The 20,705-nt window shown below is 72.6% G+C and carries 16 protein-coding genes; 6 read left to right on the top strand and 10 right to left on the bottom strand.

Annotation, left to right across the window (positions count from 1 at the left end; all coding sequences use genetic code 11):
* Positions 1 to 17: 17 nt before the first annotated feature.
* From ABZ267_RS15860 to ABZ267_RS15830, 7 genes are read right to left on the bottom strand one after another with little or no spacing between them, the layout of a single operon-like run.
* Entirely contained in the window at positions 18 to 884 is an 867-nt protein-coding gene (locus ABZ267_RS15860; RefSeq protein WP_356748778.1) for an aldolase/citrate lyase family protein, read from the bottom strand.
* Positions 881 to 2,080 (bottom strand): CoA transferase, encoded by a 1,200-nt coding sequence (locus ABZ267_RS15855; RefSeq protein ID WP_356748776.1) that lies wholly within the window; start codon positions 2,078 to 2,080, stop codon positions 881 to 883. Before ABZ267_RS15855 ends, ABZ267_RS15860 begins: the two co-directional genes overlap by 4 nt.
* Entirely contained in the window at positions 2,077 to 2,961 is an 885-nt protein-coding gene (gene rbsK / locus ABZ267_RS15850; RefSeq protein WP_356748774.1) for a ribokinase, read from the bottom strand. The genes ABZ267_RS15855 and rbsK overlap by 4 nt, the downstream gene beginning before the upstream one ends.
* Complete coding sequence (locus ABZ267_RS15845; protein WP_356748910.1) at positions 2,958 to 4,424, bottom strand: ADP-ribosylglycohydrolase family protein; 1,467 nt, start codon at positions 4,422 to 4,424, stop codon at positions 2,958 to 2,960. Before ABZ267_RS15845 ends, rbsK begins: the two co-directional genes overlap by 4 nt.
* A gap of 38 nt (positions 4,425 to 4,462) precedes the next feature.
* Positions 4,463 to 5,656: an ADP-ribosylglycohydrolase family protein gene (locus ABZ267_RS15840; RefSeq protein WP_356748772.1), complete on the bottom strand. Its 1,194-nt coding sequence runs from the start codon at positions 5,654 to 5,656 to the stop codon at positions 4,463 to 4,465.
* Complete coding sequence (locus ABZ267_RS15835) at positions 5,583 to 6,827, bottom strand: ADP-ribosylglycohydrolase family protein (RefSeq protein ID WP_356748770.1); 1,245 nt, start codon at positions 6,825 to 6,827, stop codon at positions 5,583 to 5,585. Before ABZ267_RS15835 ends, ABZ267_RS15840 begins: the two co-directional genes overlap by 74 nt.
* On the bottom strand, positions 6,824 to 7,912 hold the full coding sequence (locus ABZ267_RS15830) for an ADP-ribosylglycohydrolase family protein (protein ID WP_356748768.1): 1,089 nt from the start codon (positions 7,910 to 7,912) through the stop codon (positions 6,824 to 6,826). Before ABZ267_RS15830 ends, ABZ267_RS15835 begins: the two co-directional genes overlap by 4 nt.
* Positions 7,913 to 8,192: 280 nt before the next feature.
* Between ABZ267_RS15830 and ABZ267_RS15825 the strand changes: the two genes are divergently transcribed.
* The 3 genes from ABZ267_RS15825 (at position 8,193) to ABZ267_RS15815 (ending at position 15,389) form a co-directional block, all read left to right on the top strand.
* Positions 8,193 to 8,924 carry a VIT1/CCC1 transporter family protein gene (locus ABZ267_RS15825; RefSeq protein ID WP_356748766.1) on the top strand — a complete coding sequence of 244 codons (732 nt, stop codon included), beginning with the start codon at positions 8,193 to 8,195 and terminating at the stop codon, positions 8,922 to 8,924.
* Between the two features lie 452 nt (positions 8,925 to 9,376).
* Positions 9,377 to 13,936 (top strand): glutamate synthase large subunit, encoded by a 4,560-nt coding sequence (gltB, locus tag ABZ267_RS15820; RefSeq protein WP_356748764.1) that lies wholly within the window; start codon positions 9,377 to 9,379, stop codon positions 13,934 to 13,936.
* On the top strand, positions 13,929 to 15,389 hold the full coding sequence (locus tag ABZ267_RS15815; protein ID WP_356748762.1) for a glutamate synthase subunit beta: 1,461 nt from the start codon (positions 13,929 to 13,931) through the stop codon (positions 15,387 to 15,389). The genes gltB and ABZ267_RS15815 overlap by 8 nt, the downstream gene beginning before the upstream one ends.
* 177 nt (positions 15,390 to 15,566) lie before the next feature.
* Here ABZ267_RS15815 and ABZ267_RS15810 read toward each other — a convergent pair whose 3' ends face one another.
* Positions 15,567 to 16,496 (bottom strand): rhomboid family intramembrane serine protease, encoded by a 930-nt coding sequence (locus tag ABZ267_RS15810; RefSeq protein WP_356748760.1) that lies wholly within the window; start codon positions 16,494 to 16,496, stop codon positions 15,567 to 15,569.
* Positions 16,497 to 16,639: 143 nt separating this feature from the next.
* Here ABZ267_RS15810 and ABZ267_RS15805 point away from each other — a divergent pair, with 143 nt between their 5' ends.
* From ABZ267_RS15805 to ABZ267_RS15795, 3 genes are read left to right on the top strand one after another with little or no spacing between them, the layout of a single operon-like run.
* Complete coding sequence (locus ABZ267_RS15805; RefSeq protein ID WP_356748759.1) at positions 16,640 to 17,389, top strand: VWA domain-containing protein; 750 nt, start codon at positions 16,640 to 16,642, stop codon at positions 17,387 to 17,389.
* Positions 17,386 to 17,943 carry a HutD family protein gene (locus tag ABZ267_RS15800; RefSeq protein ID WP_356748757.1) on the top strand — a complete coding sequence of 186 codons (558 nt, stop codon included), beginning with the start codon at positions 17,386 to 17,388 and terminating at the stop codon, positions 17,941 to 17,943. Before ABZ267_RS15805 ends, ABZ267_RS15800 begins: the two co-directional genes overlap by 4 nt.
* Positions 17,944 to 17,998: 55 nt before the next feature.
* A complete protein-coding gene (locus ABZ267_RS15795; protein WP_356748755.1) occupies positions 17,999 to 18,490 on the top strand; it encodes a pyridoxamine 5'-phosphate oxidase family protein in 492 nt (163 codons plus the stop codon).
* Between the two features lie 24 nt (positions 18,491 to 18,514).
* Here ABZ267_RS15795 and ABZ267_RS15790 read toward each other — a convergent pair whose 3' ends face one another.
* Both ABZ267_RS15790 and ABZ267_RS15785 read right to left on the bottom strand, forming a co-directional pair.
* Entirely contained in the window at positions 18,515 to 19,501 is a 987-nt protein-coding gene (locus tag ABZ267_RS15790; RefSeq protein WP_356748753.1) for an acyl-CoA dehydrogenase family protein, read from the bottom strand.
* Positions 19,501 to 20,643 carry an acyl-CoA dehydrogenase family protein gene (locus ABZ267_RS15785; protein ID WP_356748751.1) on the bottom strand — a complete coding sequence of 381 codons (1,143 nt, stop codon included), beginning with the start codon at positions 20,641 to 20,643 and terminating at the stop codon, positions 19,501 to 19,503. The genes ABZ267_RS15790 and ABZ267_RS15785 overlap by 1 nt, the downstream gene beginning before the upstream one ends.
* Between the last annotated feature and the right edge of the window lie 62 nt (positions 20,644 to 20,705).

Here is a 20,705-nt window from a genome sequence, read left to right as displayed (position 1 = left end):
GGCGGACCTGAGAAACCTCAGGACCGCCCGGCGATCGCCAGTGTGCGGCGCGCCGACGCCACCACCGCCGCGTCCACGAACCGCCCGTCCGGCAGCGCCAGCGCGCCCGCCTCCACCGCCGACGCCGCGACGATCTCCTCCGCCGCCGCGATCTCCTGGGCCGTCGGCCGGAACGCCCGCTCGATCACCTCCAGCTGACGCGGATGGATCGCCGCCCGCCCCAGCAGCCCGAGCCCCCGCCCTCGTACGCAGGACGCCCACAGCCCGTCCAGGTCCCGCACGTCCGGGAAGACCGACTGTGCGGGCGGCGGCAGTGCGGCCGCGCGGGCCGCCACCACGAGCCGGCTGCGCGACCAGTCCAGCCCGCTGTCCTCCCGTACGCCGAGATCGGCACGGAGATCCGCCTCGCCCAGCGCGATGCCCCGGACGGCGGGGTCGGCCGACGCGATCGAGTACGCGTGCTCCACGCCGAGCGCCGACTCCAGCAGCGGATAGAGCGGTACGCCGGGGGCCACCGCCGCCACATGGTGCACGGAGACCGCGTGCGTGATCTTGGGCAGGCGGAAACCGGAGAGGCCCGGCAGGTGCGTCAGCGCGCGGATGTCGTCCTCGCCGTGCACCCGGACATGGACCGGTACGGCGTCGGGAGCGGCGGTCACCGGGTCGGCGAGGAGCTCGGCGGTGGCGGCCCGCGCGTACTCCTTACGGTCGGGTGCGACCGCGTCCTCCAGGTCGACGATCACCACGTCCGCCCCGCAGCCGAGCGCCTTGGCCACCACCTCCGGCCGGTCTCCGGGGACGTACAGCCAGGTCAGCGGCGGTCGGCCGAGGGGTGGCGGCGGGCCTTCCGGCAGCGGCGGGCCCGGGATCGGACGGCCGGTCACAGCGCCCCCTGGTCGCGCAGCGCGGCGATCCGGCTCTCCGAGAGGCCGAGCCCGGCCAGGATCTCCTCGGTGTCCGCGCCGTGCGGGCGGCCCGCCCAGCGGATGGCGCCCGGTGTCTCGGAGAGCCGGAAGAGGACGTTCTGCATCCGCAGCGGCCCGAGCTCCGGATCGTCGACCTCGGCGAGCGTGCCCAGCGCCCGGTACTGCGGGTCCTCCATCACCTCCCGTACGTCATGGATCGGCGCCACGGCAGCCTCCGCCTTCTCGAAGCCGTTGAGCACCTCCTCGCGGCTGTGGCGGGAGATCCAGTGGCCGACGGCCCCGTCCAGCTCCTCGGTGTGCTCGGCCCGGGTGGTGCCCGATCCGAACCACGGCTCCTCGATCAGCTCCGGCCGGCCGATCAGCCGCATCACGCGCTCCGCGACGGACTGCGCGGAGGTGGAGACCGCGACCCAGTGACCGTCGGCGGTGCGGTAGGTGTTGCGCGGCGCGTTGTTGCGGGAGCGGTTGCCGGTGCGCGGCTGGACGTAGCCGAGCTGGTCGTACCAGAGAGGTTGTGGCCCCAGCACGGTCAGGATCGGCTCGATGATCGCCAGGTCCACCACCTGCCCCTCGCCCGTCTTCTCCCGCCCGGCGAGCGCGGCCATCACCGCGTACGCCGTGGCCAGCGCCGCGATCGAGTCCGCCAGCCCGAACGGCGGCAGCGTCGGCGGCCCGTCCGGCTCGCCGGTGATCGCCGCGAACCCGCTCATCGCCTCCGCCAGCGTGCCGAAGCCGGGCCGGTGCGCGTACGGCCCGAACTGGCCGAACCCGGTGACCCGGGCCAGCACCAGCCGCGGGTTGACCGCGTGCAGCTCCTCGGGACCGAGGCCCCAGCGCTCCAGCGTCCCGGGCCGGAAGTTCTCGATGATGACGTCGGTCTCGGCGGCCAGCTGGAGCAGCACGTCCCGGCCACCGGGCGCGGAGAGGTCGAGCGTCAGGTTGCGCTTGTTGCGGCCTAGCAGCTTCCACCAGAGGCCGACGCCGTCCTTGGCGGGTCCGTGGCCGCGTGACGGGTCGGGTGTACGAGGATGCTCGACCTTGATCACGTCGGCGCCGAAGTCGCCGAGCATGGTGGCGGCGAGCGGCCCGGCGAAGAGCGTGGCGAGGTCGATGACCTTCAGCCCGGTCAGAGGTCCTGCTGCTGTCGTACTCATGCTGCCTCGATCTCGCTGCGGTACGGCATGGACGTGGACGCGCCCGGCTTCTGGACGCAGAGCGCGGCGGCCGAGGAGGCGAACGCCAGCGCCTTCGCCACCGGCCGCCCCTCACCGAGCGCCACCGCCAGCGCCCCGACGAACGTGTCCCCGGCGCCGGTCGTGTCGACGGCGCTCACCTCGGGCGCCGCGAAGAGCACCGGCTCGCCGCCACGGGCCGCGTACAAGGAGCCCTTCGCGCCGAGCGTGATGATCACCTCCGGCACCTGACGCAGCAGGATCTGCGCGGCCGCGTGTGGTTCGGCCTGTCCGGAGAGTTCGGCGGCCTCGTGCTCGTTGGGGATCAACAGGTCGATGTGGTCCAGGAGTTCATCGGGAAGTGGTTGTACGGGAGACGGCGTGAGGATGGTCCGTACGCCTTGGGACCTGGCGGCTCGGGCGCCCTCCACGACGGCGGAGAGCGGGAGTTCGAGCTGCATCAGCAGCAGTTCGGCGGCGGCGATCGCCGCGATCTCGCCGGGGCCGAGCGCGGTGACGACGCCGTTGGCACCGGGGATCACCACGATCGCGTTGGCCCCGGCGTCGTCGACCACGATGTGCGCGGTGCCGCTGGGGCCTTCGGCGGTGTGGAGCAAGTCCGTTTCCACTCCGGCGTGTTCGAGGCCGTCGCGCAGTCGGACGCCGTACGCGTCGTCGCCGACCGCGCCGATCATCGTCACCTCGCCGCCCGCGCGGGCGGCGGCGACGGCCTGGTTGGCGCCTTTGCCGCCGGGGATCGTGCGGAACTCCCGGCCTGTGACGGTCTCTCCGAGACCCGGGGCTCGGGCGGTGTAGGCGACGAGGTCCATGTTGGTGCTGCCGAGCACCGCGATACGGGTCATGGGCGCAGAGCCTCCTGGTGGGTCAGTGCGGCGAGGGTGTCGAATCCGGCCTGGTCGTAGCCGGGTACGGAGGTGGCGAGGCGGTTCTTCAGCGGGGCCGTCCAGTGGTCGGGCAGAGCGGTCGGGGCGCCGGCGAGGAGTCCGGCGAGGGAGCCCGCGGTGGCCCCGTTGGAGTCGGTGTCCCAGCCGCCGGAGACCGCGTTACCGATCGACCGGGTGAAATCGCCGTCGGCGTGGGTGAGTGCGGCGGCGAGCAGTGCGGCGTTGGGCAGCACGTGTACCCAGTGGTGGGTGTCGGCATACGCGGCGTGCAGCTGGTCCACCACGGTGTCGAACTCGCCTTCCGTACGCGCCGTTTCGACCCCGAGCCGGACCGCGCGGGCGTACCGCGAGTGCGGCGGCACGACCCGCAGCCCGGCTGCCAGGCAGCCGTGCACATCGCTCTCGCCGCCCGCCGCCACGGCGAGCGCGGCCGCCGTGAACATCGCGCCGTACACCCCGTTGGCGGTGTGGGTCAGGATCGCGTCGCGGTGGGCCTGGGCGGCGGCTCCGGCCGGGTCGCCGGGATGGGTCCAGCCGTGCACGTCGGCCCGGATCTGAGCGCCGATCCACTCGCGGAACGGGTTGCGGAAGCGGGCCGTCTCCGGTGGCTCGACGCCCGCGAGGAGATTGCCGTACGCGATCCGCTCGGCGGTGAAGGCGCGGCCCGCCGGGAGTTCGTCGAGCCAGAGGCGGGCCAGGTCGGCGGTGGTGAAGGCGCGGCCGTGCCGTTGGAGCAACAGCAAGGTGAGGAGCGCGTAGTTGAGGTCGTCGTCCTCCGGCATGCCGTCGATGTTCTCGGCGAGGGAGGTCGGGGCCGAGCGGCGGTTCCAGGGGTGGGCGGCGAGGAGGTCCGGAGGCACGCCGCGTGCGGTGAACCAGGTGGTGAGGGGCCAGTTGCCGGCGGCGCGGGCGAGTGCGCGGATGCCGTCGAGCGGCACCTTCTCGACCGGTTTGCCGAGCAGGCAGCCCGCCGCCCGGCCGAGCCAGGCGGCGTGCAGGCGGTCGCGGTCGACGGAAGGCGTCCGGTCCCGGCCGGCGGCGGGCCGCCTGTCCTGGCCGGTCAGAGCCGGCCCGGTCTCCGGCGGCCCCGGCCACTGCGGGCAGGCGGCCGCGATCTCGGCCAGGCCGGTCGGCTCGTCCGCCGCCAACGGCGATTCCAGCGCGGCCAGTTCGTCCAGCAGCTCACCGGCCAGCTCGCGCAGACGCGGCGGTGCGGGCGGCTCGGACGCGCCCGCGCGGTCCGGTGCGGGGCTGCCTCCGGCCGCGTACCACCGCTCCGCGATCTCCCGCGCGTCCCGCCCGTCCTGCGCGGCCTGCCGCAGCTCGTGCCCGACCAGATCCTCGGCCTGCACCCAGGTGAGGCGGACGCGCGGGTCCTCGGACTGAGTCCGGCAGGTGCTCGGGCCCTGCGCACGGTGCAGGCGCGGGTCCTCCGGCAGCTCCCGCGCCGGGAGGACGATCACCGCTCACCGGCCATCGCGGTGAACGCCTTTTCGTGGGCCGCGCGGCGCTCCAGGTCACGGGCGAAGACCTCGCGGGCCACCTGCGCCAGGGTCCGGGCCGGGGCCTCCAGGTCCAGTCGGCTCGCCTCCGCGACCGTATCCGCCCAGTCGGCCGGGACCTCACTGCCCAGCGCGCCCGCGAGCGCGCCGCTCATCGTGGCGATGGAGTCGCAGTCCCGGCCGTAGTTGACCGAACCGAGCACCGTACGCCGGTAGTCGCCGCCGCTGATCAGCAACATGCCCAGTGCGATGGGCAGTTCCTCGATGGCGTGCAGCCGGGACGGGCGGCGGGCGCCGAGCGTGGGGGAGCGGTAGTCGGGGCCGACCGTGTCGAACGGCTCCACCGCCGCCCGCAGCGGCGCGAGCGCGGACTCGAAGTCGCCGTGGTGCGAGGCGACTTCGCAGACCTCCTCGATCGCGGACCGGGTGCCGTCCTTGGCCAGCGCGAGGGCCGCGTCGATCACCGCGTCCGGCGTCGCGCCCGGGTGGCAGGCGGCGGCGACGGCGGCCGCGAAGACTCCGGCGGCCTCGCGTCCGTACGAGGACTGGTGAGGCGCGGCGACCTCCAGCGCCTCGGCGTACGCGGCCTCCGGATGACCGGCGTTGACCAGGCCGACCGGTGCCATGTACATCGCGGCCCCGCAGTTGACGATGTTGCCCGCACCGGCCTCGCGCGGATCGACGTGCCCGTAGTGCAGCCGGGCCACGAGCCACTTCTCCGCCAGGAAGATCCGCTGGAGCGGCAGCGCCTCGGCCTCCAGCTCCGGGATCCAGCGTGGCGAGAGCAGATCCGGGACGAGGTGGTCGGCGACGGCGTACGCGTCGAGGTGGTCGCGGACCTTCTCATAGACCCGGATCAGCGCATGGGTCATCAGGGTGTCGTCGGTGACGTGCCCGTCGCCCTTGTGGTACGGCGCGATGGGCCGGGCGGTGCGCCAGTTCTCGCCGTGCCAGGGGCCGACGATGCCGGTCACCCGGCCGCCGTGGCGCTCGGCGATCTGCTCGGGCGTCCAGCCTTCGACCGGGCCGCCGAGGGCGTCTCCGACGGCGGCGCCGACGAGGGCGCGGCTGATGCGGTCATCGAGTGTGGGCGTGGTCGGGGAGGTCTGCGGGATCGAGGTGGCGGGAGCCGTGGCCGTTGTGGGCGTCATGCCGGAATTGTCCACCCGGAGTAGCCGGTTCCGTGGCTGCCAGCAGCCCGGCGAGTTCGACCAGATCCGTGCCCGCGAGCCGAGGCAGCGCACAGCCCGCGAGCGTCCGGCACGCCTCGCGCCAGCCCGCCGGTACGGCGGTGACCGAGCCGATCGTCCCGGTCAGCGCACCGGCCAGCGCGGGCGCGGAGTCCGCGACCCGGGAGAGGCAGGCGGCGGCCGGGAGCGCCTGGGCGATCTCGCCGCGCGCGGCGGTGGTGAGGGCCAGGGCCACGGGTACGGTCTCGGCGGCGGCGATCCCGTAGCTGTAGACGTGGTCCACGATCTGGTGCTCCAGGACCGGGACCAGGGCGAACGCCCCGGCCGGCTCGTCGGCGAACTCCCGGGCCAGGCGGACCGCGTGCGCGGCGTTGCGGGCGATCTCGGTGCCTTCGGGGAGCTGGGCGAGGGCGGCGTTCACCACCGCGTCGACGTCCGCTCCGGTCAGCGCCACGGCGATCGCGGCGGCCATGGCCCGCGCGCCGTGCACCCCGTCGCCGTCCTGGGTGTAGCGGGCGTCGAACTCCGCGAGCGCCGCCGCCTCCCCCGGATCGCCCGGGTGGACGACGGCGAGGACGGCGGCCCGCACGCAGGCGGCGTCGTCGAAGTAGTGCGGGTTGTCGTGGCCGGTGGCGGGCGGCCGCAGCCCGGCGGCCAGGTTGCCGAGCCCGGCCCGTACCGAGATCCGGGCGCGCAGCGGGAGCACCGCCGCCTCCACCTCGGGGGCCCGGGCACTCGCGGCTGCGACGGTGGCGGCCAGCGCGTTCCAGGCCCGGTCCACCGCGTCCCGCATCCGGCGGCCGGTGGAGAGCCCGTCCGCGTCGGCCGCCGCCGCCAGCACCGTACGGCCGGCGAACGCGGCCCACTCGGCGTCGTCGGACGGCCCGAGCCGCAGGGGCTCCGGCGGCTGGTTGAGCGCGATGGGCACCGGGAGCGTGGTGGTGGCGTTCTGCTCGGCGAAGGTGTCCAGCTCCCTGGTGAGCCGCCGGGTCCACTCGGGCATCCGGGCCGCCCGGTGCCGCGCGGCAGGCCACCCGGCGGCGTCTCCGGAGGCGAGGCCGAGGAGCAGGCCTTCGATCCGGGCGCGTCGGGAGGGTGCGGCGGCGCTTGCGGACAGCCCGGTCGTCGTCATCGCCGCTCCTCCCGTACGGGCTCGAAGGACGCGGCCACCGATGCCATGTCCCGTACGGCGGAAGGCTCACGCCCGCCGCCACGGCCCTGGCTCTCCGCCGCCTCCGTGCTCTCCGGTGTCAGCAGGTCGGCGATGTCCAGCACGTGGTAGCCGCGCATCGACGGCAGGCAGCTTCCGCGCACCGGCCCGATCGCCGCCGCCCACTCCGCCGGGATCGCGTCCGAACCGTGCAGCGCACCGGCCAGAGCCCCCGCCACCGCCGCCGTCGTGTCCGCGTCGCGGCCCATGTTCACAGCGGTCAGCACGGCGGTACGGAAGTCGCCGCGCGCCGCCGTGAACGCGCCGAACGCCAGGCCCACCGCCTCCGGCGCCAGGTCCGTCCACGGATAGCCGCCGATCACCACGGCCGACCGTACGGCCCGCTCCATCGTGAGCCGGTCCGGGTACGGGCGCTGGGCCGCCGCCACCGCGCGGCGCAGCGAGCGGGCCGTCCAGGAGTCCATCGGGACCACCGAGAGCGCGGCCGCGATCACCGAGGCGAGGCCCGCGCCGACCATCGCCGCCGCCACGCCGGCCGCCACCGCCTGGCCCCCGTAGATCCCCTCGCCCTCATGGCTGACCCGGCCGTCCACCGCGACCAGCCGGGCCGCCTCGGCGGGACGTCCGGCCGCGAAGACTCCGAAGGGCGCCGCGCGCATCGCCAGGCCGTCGCTCCAGGCGTGCCGGTGCTGGGCCGAGATCGGTGCGGCGAGGCCCCGGCGCAGGTTCTCCAGCGTGCCGCGCTCACTGAACCCGGCACCCCGGAACGGGCCCTCGTCCAGGTCCGCGATCCAGTGGTGCCAGGCCCGCTCCACGTGCGAGACGGTGAGCGCGGAGCCGTGCCGGGCCAGCAGCAGCCCGGAGAAGATCGCGTACTCCGTGTCGTCGGTCCCCGCCGGGTCCTCGCTCACGAACCCTTCGATCCGTCCCCAGCGGCGGCGGATCTCCGAAGGCCGCAGGTTCTCCGCCGGGGCGCCGAGCGCGTCCCCGACCGCGAGACCCAGCAGCGCACCTCTGGCCCGTTCCTTGCCGACGGCCGTGTCCATCGCGTCGCCCTCCGTCCGCGGGACCCGGGCCCAGAGCCGGGCCCGGTCCGTATCTCCGCACCTCTGCGTCTCCGTATCTCTGCATCTCTGCCACGCGGAGGACCGCCGACGGCCGGACCGGCGCCGAAAGGGGCTGTTCGGATGACTGGCCGGAAGGCGAGCCTGGCCTTTCTTCGCAGGCCAGAGCGGTGGTAAGGCAGGACTGCCTTTCTGGCGAAGATCGTGCGGCAGGCGTACTTTGGACTTTGTCGAAAGTTGTACGGCAAGGGAGAAGTGAGCAGTGGCCATCATCGAGACCGACGCCGTTCTGCACGAGGCGCACCGGGACAACCACACCCACCGGGATGTGAACGGCGGCTGGCTGCGCCCCGCCGTCTTCGGCGCCATGGACGGTCTGGTCTCCAACCTCGCTCTGATGACCGGTGTCGCCGGTGGTGCGGTCTCACAGCAGACCATCGTCATCACCGGACTCGCGGGACTCGCGGCCGGTGCGTTCTCCATGGCGGCCGGTGAGTACACCTCCGTCGCCTCCCAGCGCGAGCTGGTCGAGGCCGAGCTGGCCGTCGAGCGTCGCGAGCTGCGTAAGCACCCTATGGATGAGATGGCCGAGCTGGCCGCGCTCTACGAGGCCCGGGGCGTGGACGCTCCGCTGGCCGGCGAGGTGGCCCGGCAGCTCTCGCGCGACCCGGAGCAGGCGCTGGAGATCCACGCCCGCGAGGAGCTCGGCATCGACCCGAACGATCTGCCGTCCCCGCTGGTGGCCGCCGTCTCCTCCTTCGGCGCCTTCGCGCTCGGTGCTCTGCTGCCCGTGCTGCCGTATCTCCTCGGCGCGAGCGCGCTGTGGCCCTCGGTACTCCTCGCGCTGCTCGGCCTCTTCGGCTGCGGTGCGGCGGTGGCCCGGGTGACGGCCCGCAGCTGGTGGTTCAGCGGGCTGCGGCAGCTCGCCCTCGGTGGTGGCGCGGCGGCGCTGACGTACGGGCTCGGCACCTTGTTCGGTGTCGCGGTCGGCTGACGGAGAGACGTGTTCGGGGCGGGGTGCACGGCGTAACGAACCCGCCCGAACGGCTTAACCGTGCGGCAACCCGTGTGACGTACGTCTTGGCACCGCCCCCTGGGCGGGAGCGGTCCCGCGGCCGTAAAATGAGTCTCTATGCAGGGCTGCACATAAGTAGCCGTTACTCGGTGGTTTCGTTTCCCTTGCCGCCGGGCATGAGCCGTAGGCACCGCAGGCAACGACGCCTGCCCTCTGCGGGTCCCCGGGCGCCGACCATCCGACAGCGACCCACCTCCGGTCAGCGGTCACCTCTGGTCACCCAGTCACTTCCGGTCACCGTGGTGTCCGTATGTTGGAACGCGCCTTCCGCTTCTTGAGAAGCGCCCCATCATGTAACCTGCACGAAATTTCGCAGAGGGCCAACGTCGTCCCTCGGCACCGCAAATGCCACGACGACGACGGGAGAGCCGATGCGTATCGACGCCTGGTCGCCCATGGACGGTCGCCCCGCCCAGCAGGGGATGTACGACCCCCGTAACGAGCACGACGCCTGTGGCGTCGGGTTCGTGGCCACTCTGACCGGTGTGGCCAGCCATGAGCTGGTCGAGCAGGCGCTGACCGTACTGCGCAACCTCGAACACCGCGGCGCCACCGGCTCCGAGCCCGATTCCGGCGACGGTGCCGGCATCCTGTGCCAGGTCCCCGACGCCTTCCTGCGCGCCGAGACCCCGTTCGAGCTTCCCGAGGCGGGTTCGTACGCCGTCGGTATCGCCTTCCTCCCCGCCGACGGCTCCACCGAGGCCGTCCGCACGATCGAGGAGATCGCCACCCAGGAGGGCCTCTCCGTCCTCGGCTGGCGTGACGTCCCGGTCACCCCCGCACTTCTCGGCAACGGCGCCCGCGCCACGATGCCCGAGTTCCGCCAGGTCTTCGTCGCCGACGGCGAGTCCGCCGGCATCGTCCTGGACCGCAAGGCGTTCGTCCTGCGCAAGCGTGCCGAGCGTGAGGCCGGGGTGTACTTCCCCTCGCTCTCCGCCCGCACCATCGTCTACAAGGGCATGCTCACCACCGGGCAGCTGGAGCCGTTCTTCCCGGACCTCTCCGACCGCCGCTTCGCCTCCACGGTCGCGCTGGTCCACTCCCGCTTCTCCACCAACACCTTCCCGAGCTGGCCGCTGGCCCACCCGTACCGCTTCGTCGCGCACAACGGCGAGATCAACACGGTCAAGGGCAACCGCAACTGGATGAAGGCCCGCGAGTCCCAGCTGGCCTCCAGCCTCTTCGGCGAGGCCCAGCTCGACCGGATCTTCCCCGTCTGCACCCCGGACGCCTCCGACTCGGCCTCCTTCGACGAGGTCCTGGAGCTGCTCCACCTCGGCGGCCGCTCGCTGCCGCACTCGGTGCTGATGATGGTTCCCGAGGCGTGGGAGAACCACGACTCGATGGACCCGGCCCGGCGCGCCTTCTACCAGTACCACTCCGCGATGATGGAGCCCTGGGACGGACCGGCCTGCGTCACCTTCACCGACGGCGTGCAGGTCGGCGCGGTCCTCGACCGCAACGGTCTGCGCCCCGGCCGCTACTGGGTCACCGACGACGGCCTCGTCGTCCTCTCCTCCGAGGTCGGCGTCCTGGACATCGACCCGGCCAAGGTCGTCCGCAAGGGCCGCCTCCAGCCCGGCCGGATGTTCCTCGTCGACACCGCCGAGCACCGCATCATCGAGGACGACGAGATCAAGGCGTCCCTCGCCGCCGAGCAGCCGTACCAGGAGTGGCTGCAGACCGGCGAGATCGAGCTGAGCGACCTGCCCGAGCGCGAGCACATCGTGCACACCCACGCCTCGGTCACCCGTCGCCAGCAGACCTTCGGTTACACCGAGGAAGAGCTGCGCATCATCCTCGCGCCGATGGCCCGCACCGCCGGTGAGCCGCTCGGCTCCATGGGCACCGACTCGCCGATCGCCGCGCTCTCCGAGCGTCCCCGGTTGCTCTTCGACTACTTCACCCAGCTCTTCGCCCAGGTCACCAACCCGCCGCTGGACGCCATCCGCGAGGAGCTCGTCACCTCGCTGCGCTCCTCGCTCGGCCCGCAGGGCAACATCCTGGAGCCGACCGCCGCCGCGGCCCGCAGCGTCACGCTGCCGTTCCCGGTGATCGACAACGACGAGCTCGCCAAGCTGATACACATCAACGCCGACGGCGACATGCCCGGCATGCGCGCCGCGACCCTCTCCGGCCTCTACCGGGTCAGCGGCGGCGGCGACGCGCTGGCCGCGCGGCTGGAGAAGATCTGCGACGAGGTCGACGCCGCCATAGAGGACGGCGCCCGCCTCATCGTCCTCTCCGACCGGCACTCCGACGCCGAGCACGCGCCGATCCCGTCGCTGCTGCTCACCTCCGCCGTCCACCACCACCTCATCCGCACCAAGCAGCGCACCCAGGTGGGCCTACTGGTCGAGGCCGGTGACGTCCGCGAGGTCCACCACGTCGCGCTGCTCATCGGTTACGGCGCCGCCGCGGTCAACCCGTACCTCGCCATGGAGTCCGTCGAGGACCTGGTCCGCGCCGGCACGTTCATCGAGGACATCGAGGTCGAGCAGGCCATCCGGAACCTGATCTACGCGCTCGGCAAGGGCGTCCTCAAGGTCATGTCCAAGATGGGCATCTCCACCGTCGCCTCCTACCGCGGCGCCCAGGTCTTCGAGGCCATCGGCCTGGACGAGGCCTTCGTCGCGACGTACTTCAACGGCACCGCCACCAAGATCGGCGGCGCCGGCCTGGACGTCGTCGCCAAGGAGGTCGCCGCCCGGCACACGAAGGCGTACCCGGCCTCCGGCATCGCGGCCTCGCACCGCGCGCTGGAGATCGGCGGCGAGTACCAGTGGCGCCGGGAGGGCGAGCCGCACCTGTTCGACCCGGAGACGGTCTTCCGCCTCCAGCACGCCACCCGCAACCGCCGCTACGACATCTTCAAGCAGTACACGGACCGGGTGAACGAGCAGTCCGAGCGCCTGATGACGCTCCGCGGCCTCTTCGGCTTCGACTCCGGCCGCGAGCCGATCTCCATCGACGAGGTCGAGCCCGCCTCCGAGATCGTCAAGCGGTTCTCCACCGGCGCCATGTCGTACGGCTCGATCTCCCGCGAGGCGCACGAGACGCTCGCCATCGCGATGAACCAGCTCGGCGGCAAGTCGAACACCGGCGAGGGCGGCGAGGACGCCGACCGCCTGTACGACCCGGCGCGCCGCTCGTCCATCAAGCAGGTCGCCTCCGGCCGCTTCGGTGTGACCAGCGAATACCTGGTCAACGCGGACGACATCCAGATCAAGATGGCGCAGGGCGCCAAGCCCGGCGAGGGCGGCCAGCTGCCCGGCCACAAGGTCTATCCGTGGGTCGCCAAGACGCGTCACTCGACGCCCGGCGTCGGCCTCATCTCGCCGCCGCCGCACCACGACATCTACTCCATCGAAGACCTCGCCCAGCTGATCCACGACCTGAAGAACGCGAACCCGCAGGCGCGGATCCACGTGAAGCTGGTCTCCGAGGTCGGCGTCGGCACGGTCGCCGCCGGTGTCTCCAAGGCCCACGCGGACGTCGTCCTGATCTCCGGCCACGACGGCGGAACGGGCGCATCGCCGCTCACCTCGCTCAAGCACGCGGGCGGCCCCTGGGAGCTCGGTCTCGCCGAGACCCAGCAGACCTTGCTGCTCAACGGCCTGCGCGACCGCATCGTCGTCCAGACCGACGGCCAGCTCAAGACCGGCCGCGACGTCGTCATCGCCGCGCTGCTCGGCGCCGAGGAGTTCGGTTTCGCGACCGCGCCGCTCGTCGTCTCCGGCTGCGTCATGATGCGCGTCTGCCACCTGGACACCTGCCCGGTCGGCATCGCCACGCAGAACCCGGTGCTCCGCGACCGGTTCTCCGGCAAGGCCGAGTACGTCGTCAACTTCTTCGAGTTCATCGCCGAAGAGGTCCGCGAGATCCTCGCCGAGCTGGGCTTCCGCTCCATCGAGGAGGCCGTCGGCCACGCCGAGCTGCTCGACACCGACCGGGCCGTCACCCACTGGAAGGCGCAGGGCCTCGACCTGGCCCCGCTCTTCTACGTCCCCGACCTGCCCGACGGCGCGGTCCGCCACCGGATCGTCGAGCAGGACCACGGCCTGACCAAGGCGCTCGACAACCAGCTGATCAAGCTGGCCGCCGACGCGCTCGGCGCGATAAGCCCCGAGGCCGCCCAGCCGGTCCGCGCGCAGGTCGCCATCCGCAACATCAACCGCACGGTCGGCACCATGCTCGGCCACGAGGTGACCAAGAAGTTCGGCGGTGCGGGCCTGCCCGAGAACACCATCGACATCACCTTCACCGGCTCCGCCGGCCAGTCCTTCGGCGCCTTCCTCCCGCGCGGCGTCACGCTGCGCCTGGAGGGCGACGCCAACGACTACGTCGGCAAGGGCCTCTCCGGCGGCCGTGTGATCGTCCGCCCGGACCGCGGCGCCGACCACCTCGCCGAGTACTCCACCATCGCCGGCAACACCATCGGCTACGGAGCGACCGGCGGCGAGCTCTTCCTGCGTGGCCGCACCGGCGAGCGCTTCTGCGTCCGCAACTCCGGCGCGACCGTCGTCTCCGAAGGCGTCGGCGACCACGGCTGCGAGTACATGACCGGCGGCCACGCCGTCGTCCTCGGCGAGACCGGACGCAACTTCGCCGCCGGTATGTCGGGCGGCGTCGCGTACGTCATCGACCTGAACCGCGACAACGTCAACGTGGGCAACCTCGGCGCGATCGAGGAGCTCACGGACACCGACCGGCAGTGGCTGCACGACGTCGTGCGCCGCCACCACGAGGAGACCGGCTCCACCGTCGCGGAGAAGCTCCTCGCCGAGTGGGACACCGCGGTGTCCCGCTTCAGCAAGATCATCCCGTCCACGTACAAGGCAGTGCTCGCCGCCAAGGACGCCGCTGAGCTCGCCGGTCTCTCCGAGCAGGAGACCACCGAGAAGATGATGGAGGCGGCGATCAATGGCTGACCCCAAGGGCTTCCTGACCACCGGACGCGAGGTCGCCCAGACCCGCCCCGTGGCCGAGCGCGTCAAGGACTGGAACGAGGTCTACGTTCCGGGCTCGCTGCTCCCGATCATCAGCAAGCAGGCCGGCCGCTGCATGGACTGCGGCATCCCGTTCTGCCACAACGGCTGCCCGCTCGGAAACCTCATCCCCGAGTGGAACGACTACGCCTACCGCGAGGACTGGACCGCCGCCTCCGAGCGGCTGCACGCCACGAACAACTTCCCGGAGTTCACCGGGCGGCTCTGCCCGGCGCCGTGCGAGTCGGCGTGCGTGCTCGGCATCAACCAGCCGGCCGTCACCATCAAGAACGTCGAGGTCTCCATCATCGACAAGGCGTGGGAGAGCGGCGACGTCACCCCGCAGCCGCCCGAGCGCCTCTCCGGCAAGACCGTCGCCGTCATCGGCTCGGGCCCGGCGGGACTCGCCGCCGCCCAGCAGCTGACCCGGGCCGGCCACACCGTCGTCGTCTACGAGCGCGCGGACCGCATCGGAGGCCTCCTCCGCTACGGCATCCCCGAGTTCAAGATGGAGAAGTCGCACATCAACCGCCGCATCGAGCAGATGCGCCTGGAAGGCACCAAGTTCCGTACCGGTGTGGAGATCGGCCAGGACATCGACGCCGCCAAGCTCCGCCGCCGCTACGACGCGGTCGTCATCGCGGCCGGTGCCACCGTCTCCCGCGACCTGCCGGCCCCCGGCCGTGAGCTGGGCGGCATCCACTTCGCGATGGAGTACCTGCCGCTCGCCAACAAGGTGCAGGAGGGCGACCTGACCGTCGCCCCGATCCACGCCGGCGGCAAGGACGTCGTCGTCATCGGCGGCGGCGACACCGGCGCCGACTGCGTCGGCACCGCCCACCGCCAGGGCGCGGCCTCCGTCACCCAGCTGGAGATCATGCCGAAGCCGGGCGAGGACCGGAACCCGAACCAGCCGTGGCCGACCTTCCCGATGCTCTACAAGGTCACCTCCGCGCACGAGGAGGGCGGCGAGCGGGTCTACTCCGTCTCCACCACCCACTTCGAGGGCGACGAGGACGGAAACGTCGCGGCCCTCCACCTGGTCGAGGTCGAGTTCAAGGACGGTAAGCTGGAGCAGAAGCCCGGCACGGAGCGGCGCATCCCCGCGCAGCTCGTCACCCTCGCCATGGGCTTCACCGGAACCGACCAGTCCAACGGTCTGGTCCAGCAGTTCGGCCTGGAGCTCGACGCACGTGGCAACGTCGCCCGCGACGAGAGCTACGCGACCAACGTCGACGGCGTCTACGTCGCCGGTGACGCGGGCCGCGGCCAGTCGCTGATCGTCTGGGCGATCGCCGAGGGCCGCTCCGCCGCCCGCGGTGTGGACCGCTTCCTGACCGGGACCAGCGCCCTGCACGCGCCGATCCGCCCGACGGACCGGTCCCTGCTGGTCTGAGCACCACCCGGGTTCCCCCTGGGCCACGCGGCCCGGGGGTGAGCCCCCACGAAACGTCCCGTACAACGGCGTACGGAACTGAACGCGGCGCCCGCCTGTCCCCGACCGGACTCAGTGGGCGCCGTGGCGCGTCCGGGGCCGGTTTCCTCCAGCGGGCCTGGTTTCCTCCGGAGGTCCTCAGCCGCCCAGCCGGACCGCGCCGCCCGTCAGCTCCGTGGTCTGCACCACCACCGCCACCGCGAACAGGACCACCAGCACCACCGCGCCCGCCAGCTGGACCGGCCGGGTTCGCAGCCGCGCCGGCGCGTAGGCGAGTCCGTACGTCACCACCGCCCCGGTCACCAGCCCGCCCAGGTGCCCCTGCCACGAGGTGAACAGCGCCGAGAGCACCATCCAGAGCAGGAACCCGGCCATGAACCGGTTCACTGCCGCCATGTCATGGCCGAGCCGCCGGTTGATCACCCAGTACGAGGCCGCAAGACCGAACACCGCACCCGAGGCGCCCACGGTGGAGGTGTCCGGCGCCAGCAGATACACGGCGACGGAACCGCCCACCGCCGACAGCAGATACAGCGCCAGATACCGGGCCCGGCCGAGCTGACCCTCCACCACCCGGCCGATGTTCCACAGCGCGAACATGTTGAACAGCAGGTGCATCACGCCGAACGAGGCGTCCGGCGGCAGATGCAGGAAGGCCCCGGTCACCAGCCGGTACCACTCGCCGTCCGCGATGCCCGTCAGCTCGTACCCGGCGAACGTCTCGCCCCGGTAGTAGTACTGCTCGCCGTCCGGCCCGGTCAGCGCCGCACCGAGCACCGCGAACCGGTCCACGATCTCGGGCCGGACCACTTCGGCGACGTACGCCACCACATTGAGCGCCATCAGTACGTACGTCACCGCCGGCGCCACCGCTCCGGCCACCGCACCGCCGAACACCGTCCGGGCCTGCCGCACCGAGCGCCGGCCCTCCTTCACGCACTCCGCGCAGTGGTAGCCCACCGAGGCCTCGTGCATGCAGTCGGGGCAGATGGTGCGCTCGCAGCGGGTGCAGCGGACATACGTCTCGTACGACGGATGGCGGTAACACGTGGTGGCGGCGGCCTCCATGACCGGCTCCTTCACTGGGAGTGCGCTGCGGGGCCGGCGCAGGTCGGCGGCGATCAAGATAGCGAACCGGTACGGGCACCTCCGGCGCCGGGGCACCCCTATGCTCTAGGTCCGCAGAGCACGGACCGCACAGAGGGGGCGCCATGCACGGCGTGAACACGGCGGCCGCCACCTGCCCGGCCATCAGCCTGGAGAAGGTACGGGAGACGGCTCCCGGGCTCGTCAGCCTGTACAAGAGCGCCGGCGTCTCGCTGGAGAAGCACGGACTGAACGGCCGGCGCGCGGCCGTCTACCTCGTCCTCGACCACTCCGGTTCGATGCGTGACTACTACAAGGACGGCAGCGTCCAGGCGCTCGCCGACCGGGTGCTGGGCCTCTCGGCCAACCTCGACGACGACGGCCGCGTGCCCGTCGTCTTCTTCTCCACGGACATCGACGCGGTCACCGACATCGCGCTCGACAACCACCGCGGCCGGATCGACCAGATCGTGGCGGGCCTCGGGCACATGGGGAAGACCAGTTACCACCTGGCGATGGACGCGGTCATCGACCACTACCTCGACAGCGGCTCCACCGCGCCCGCCCTCGTCGTCTTCCAGACGGACGGCGGACCGATCAGCAAGCCGGCCGCCGAGCGCTACCTCTGCAAGGCCGCGAAGCTGCCGCTGTTCTGGCAGTTCGTCGGCTTCGGCGACACCCGCAGCAGTCAGTTCGACTTCCTGCGCAAGCTGGACGAGCTGGCCGTCCCGGCCAAGCGGGTCGTGGACAACGCCGGATACTTTCACGCCGGGCTCGACCCGCGGAAGGTCTCGGACACCGAGCTGTACGACCGGCTGCTCACGGAGTTCCCGTCCTGGCTGGCCGCCGCCGAGGCTCAGGGGATCGTCCGATGAGTACGCGGATCCTGCGCGCCGCCGACCGTACGCCCGTCCCGTGGAAGAACGCCGGCGGCCTGACCCGCGAGGTGGCGGCCGCGCCCGCAGGAGGCGACGGGTTCGACTGGCGGGTGAGCCTCGCCGACGTCACCGCCGACGGCCCGTTCTCGCTCTTCCCGGACGTCGACCGCACGCTGACGGTGGTCGAAGGCGCGGGCATGGACCTCGTCGTCGGCGGCGAACACCACATCGTCGACGAGCCGCTGTGGCCGCACGACTTCGCCGGCGACACGCCGACCGACGGCTTCCTGCTGGCCGGTCCCGTCGTCAACCTGAACGTCATGTACCGCAGAGGGCGTACGCGGGCGGAGACCGCGGTCGTCTGCGGCACCGTACGCCTCATGGCGCCGCCGGGCGGCGCGGTGCTCGCGCTCTCGCTGGACGACGGCGCCGTGCTCGACGGGACGGACATCCGGCTCGACCGCTACGACGCGGTGCTCGCCGAGGACGGATCGCCGGGCGTGCTGCGGACGATGGGCCAGGCGGTGGTCATCACGTTCTCGGACGTGTGAGCGGCCGGAGAAGGTCAGCGATACCGGACAGAAGGTGTCGGGTATCAGGTGTTCCATGGCGGCCATGACGTCTTCCTCACCTCTCTCCTGGAGTGGCTTCGCCGCCGCCGAGCCTGTCTTCGCCGACACCGTGCGCCGGCGCTTCCAGCTCTACAAGCACCACGTCCTCGCCACCGTGCGCGCGGACGGCTCGCCGCGCGCCACCGGCCTGGAGGCCGACTTCCGCTTCGGCGAGCTGCTGCTCGGCATGATGCCGGACTCCCGCAAGGCCCTGGACCTGCGCCGCGACCCGCGCTTCGCGCTCCACGCCAACCCGGGCCCCGACGCCGAGATGGGCGACGGCGATGTCCGGGTCAGCGGCCGGGCCGTCGAGGTGACCGACCCGGAGTTCCTCGCCCGCGTCATCGAGGACGCCGACCCGCCCCAGCCCTTCCACCTCTTCCGCGCCGAGCTGACGGAGGCGGTCCGCATCGGTCTGGACGGTGACTTCCTGGTCATCGAGTCCTGGCGGCCCGGACAGCCGCTGCGTACGGTACGCCGGAAGTGACGCCGCTCCGGACCTGAGAGGTTCTCAACCCTCCAGCACCCGCGCCCGGCACGCCGACGGCGTCCCCCACGCGTCCCGCAGCGGCCGGGCCCGGCGCAGCCACCACGCCAGGTCCAGCTCCTCGGTGTAACCGACCGCGCCGTGCAGGTGCACCGCGGTGCGGGCCGCCGCGTACGCCGCCTCGCCCGCCGCCACCTTCGCCGCCGCCACCGCCGCCCCGGCCCCGGGCGCGTCCTCGGCCAGCTCCACCGCTGCCCCGTACAGCAGCGGTCTCGCGAACTCCAGGCCGAGCAAGGTGTCCGCGAGGCGGTGCTTGACGGCCTGGAAGGAGCCGACGGGCGCGCCGAACTGGGTGCGCTGCTTGACGTACGCCACCGTCGCCCGCAGCAGCGCCTCGCCGCAGCCGAGCGCCTGGGCCGCCGTCGCGAAGGTGGCCCGGGTGCCCGCCGCCCTTGCCGCCTCGCGCACCCGGGCCCCGGAGGCCACCACCTCGCCGCCCGCCGCCGGACGGAAGAGCCGCCGGGCCGGGTCCATGGAGGTCATGGGCTTTCCGGGATCCCGCGTCAGTCGCAGCTCGTCCCCGGTCACCACGAACACCGCCTCCGCCACATCGGCGTCCAGCGCGTACGGCCTGTACGCCTCCAGGACCAGCGATGCCACCGCCGTACCGTCCGCGATCCTCGGCAGCCACTCCTCGGCCGCCGGACCGCCCACCGCGCCCAGCAGCACCGCCACCGCCACGCTCTCCACCACCGGCCCCGGCACTCCATGGCGGCCCAGCTCCACGAACGCCACGGCCGTCTCCACCGGGAGCGGGCCCGCACCTCCGTACGCCTCCGGCACCGCCAGCGCGAACACTCCCGCCTCCGCCAGCCGCCGCCACAGATCCAGCCCCGGTCCGTGATCACCGGCGGCCCACGCCCGTACCACCGCAGGCGTATCGGCCGCCGTCAGCAGCGCGTCCAGCGAGCGCGCGAACTCCCGCTGCTCGCCGGTGAGGAGGAAACGCATCAGCGCCGTCCCTTCGGCAGGCCGAGCAGCCGCTCGGCGACGATGTCGCGCTGGATCTCGTTGGTCCCGGCGTAGACCGGTCCCGCCAGCGCGAAGACGTATCCCTCCGCCCAGGGCCCGTCCGCCTCCGCGTCCGGGCCGAGCAGGTCGAACGCGGTCTCGTGGAGCGCGATGTCGTACTCCGACCAGAAGATTTTGTTCAGGCTCGACTCAGCTCCCAGCGGCGTCCCCGCCGCGAACCGGGACGCGGAGGCGGCCGTGAACAGCCGGTACGCCCGCGCGCCGATCACCGCGTCCGCCACCCGGTCCCGTACGGCGGTGTCCTCCGGGTCGCCCGCCGCGCGCCACAGGGCCGTCAGCCGGTCGGCGGCGGCCAGGAAGCGGCCGGGGGAGCGGAGGGTGAGGCCGCGTTCGTTGCCGGTGGCGGCCATGGCGATGTGCCAGCCGCGGCCCGGCTCTCCGATGACGTCCTCGTCCGGTACGAAGACCTCGTCCAGGAAGATCTCGGCGAACGCGGGCTTCCCGTCCAGCCGCCCGATCGGCCGGACCGTGACCCCGGGCGCCCGCAGTCCGAACATCAGGTACGTGAGCCCTTGGTGCGGTTTCGCCGCCGCCGGGTCCGTACGGAAGATGCCGAACGCCCGGTCCGCGAACGCCGCCCGCGACGACCACGTCTTCTGTCCCGACAGCAGCCAGCCGCCCGCCGTCCGCACCGCCCGCGACCGCAGCGCCGCCAGATCCGATCCGGCCTCCGGCTCCGACCAGGCCTGCGCCCAGATCACCTCACCGCTCGCCATCGCCGGCAGCACCCGGGCCCGCTGGTCGGCGGTGCCGTGCTCGAAGAGGGTCGGCGCGAGGAGGCTGATCCCGTTCTGCGCGACCCGGCCCGGCGCGCCCGCCGCCCAGTACTCCTCCTCGAACGCCAGCCACCCGAAGAGATCCGCGCCCCGGCCTCCGTACTCCTCGGGCCAGGAGAGAGCCGACCACCCGCCCGCGTACAGCTCCGCCTCCCACGCCCGGTGCGCGGCGAACCCCTCCGCCGTCTCCAGCGACGGGAGCGGCCGGGCGGGCACATGGTCGCGGAGCCATTCCCTCGCCCCGGCTCGCAGCGCTTCCGTCCGTGGTGTCCGCGCCAGATCCATGAGGGGCCTGCCTTCCGTGAGGGCGTCGCTGTCGCCGAGGCTGTTCCCTAACAAGTGTTTGG

Source organism: Streptomyces sp. NPDC006174 (assembly GCF_040614075.1).
Taxonomy (GTDB): Bacteria; Actinomycetota; Actinomycetes; order Streptomycetales; family Streptomycetaceae; genus Streptomyces.
This window is presented reverse-complemented; position numbering and strand designations above follow the sequence as displayed.

What these genes read in the sequence shown, in the direction of transcription:
- ABZ267_RS15855 (WP_356748776.1), bottom strand. Translation starts at nt 2,080, where the DNA reads ATGAGTACGACAGCAGCAGGACCTCTGACCGGGCTGAAGGTCATCGAC.
- ABZ267_RS15835 (WP_356748770.1), bottom strand. Translation starts at nt 6,827, where the DNA reads ATGACGACGACCGGGCTGTCCGCAAGCGCCGCCGCACCCTCCCGACGC.
- ABZ267_RS15810 (WP_356748760.1), bottom strand. Translation starts at nt 16,496, where the DNA reads ATGGAGGCCGCCGCCACCACGTGTTACCGCCATCCGTCGTACGAGACG.
- ABZ267_RS15795 (WP_356748755.1), top strand. Translation starts at nt 17,999, where the DNA reads ATGGCGGCCATGACGTCTTCCTCACCTCTCTCCTGGAGTGGCTTCGCC.
- ABZ267_RS15815 (WP_356748762.1), top strand. Translation starts at nt 13,929, where the DNA reads ATGGCTGACCCCAAGGGCTTCCTGACCACCGGACGCGAGGTCGCCCAG.
- rbsK (WP_356748774.1), bottom strand. Translation starts at nt 2,961, where the DNA reads ATGACCCGTATCGCGGTGCTCGGCAGCACCAACATGGACCTCGTCGCC.
- ABZ267_RS15790 (WP_356748753.1), bottom strand. Translation starts at nt 19,501, where the DNA reads ATGCGTTTCCTCCTCACCGGCGAGCAGCGGGAGTTCGCGCGCTCGCTG.
- ABZ267_RS15830 (WP_356748768.1), bottom strand. Translation starts at nt 7,912, where the DNA reads ATGGACACGGCCGTCGGCAAGGAACGGGCCAGAGGTGCGCTGCTGGGT.
- ABZ267_RS15785 (WP_356748751.1), bottom strand. Translation starts at nt 20,643, where the DNA reads ATGGATCTGGCGCGGACACCACGGACGGAAGCGCTGCGAGCCGGGGCG.
- gltB (WP_356748764.1), top strand. Translation starts at nt 9,377, where the DNA reads ATGCGTATCGACGCCTGGTCGCCCATGGACGGTCGCCCCGCCCAGCAG.
- ABZ267_RS15800 (WP_356748757.1), top strand. Translation starts at nt 17,386, where the DNA reads ATGAGTACGCGGATCCTGCGCGCCGCCGACCGTACGCCCGTCCCGTGG.
- ABZ267_RS15805 (WP_356748759.1), top strand. Translation starts at nt 16,640, where the DNA reads ATGCACGGCGTGAACACGGCGGCCGCCACCTGCCCGGCCATCAGCCTG.
- ABZ267_RS15840 (WP_356748772.1), bottom strand. Translation starts at nt 5,656, where the DNA reads ATGACGCCCACAACGGCCACGGCTCCCGCCACCTCGATCCCGCAGACC.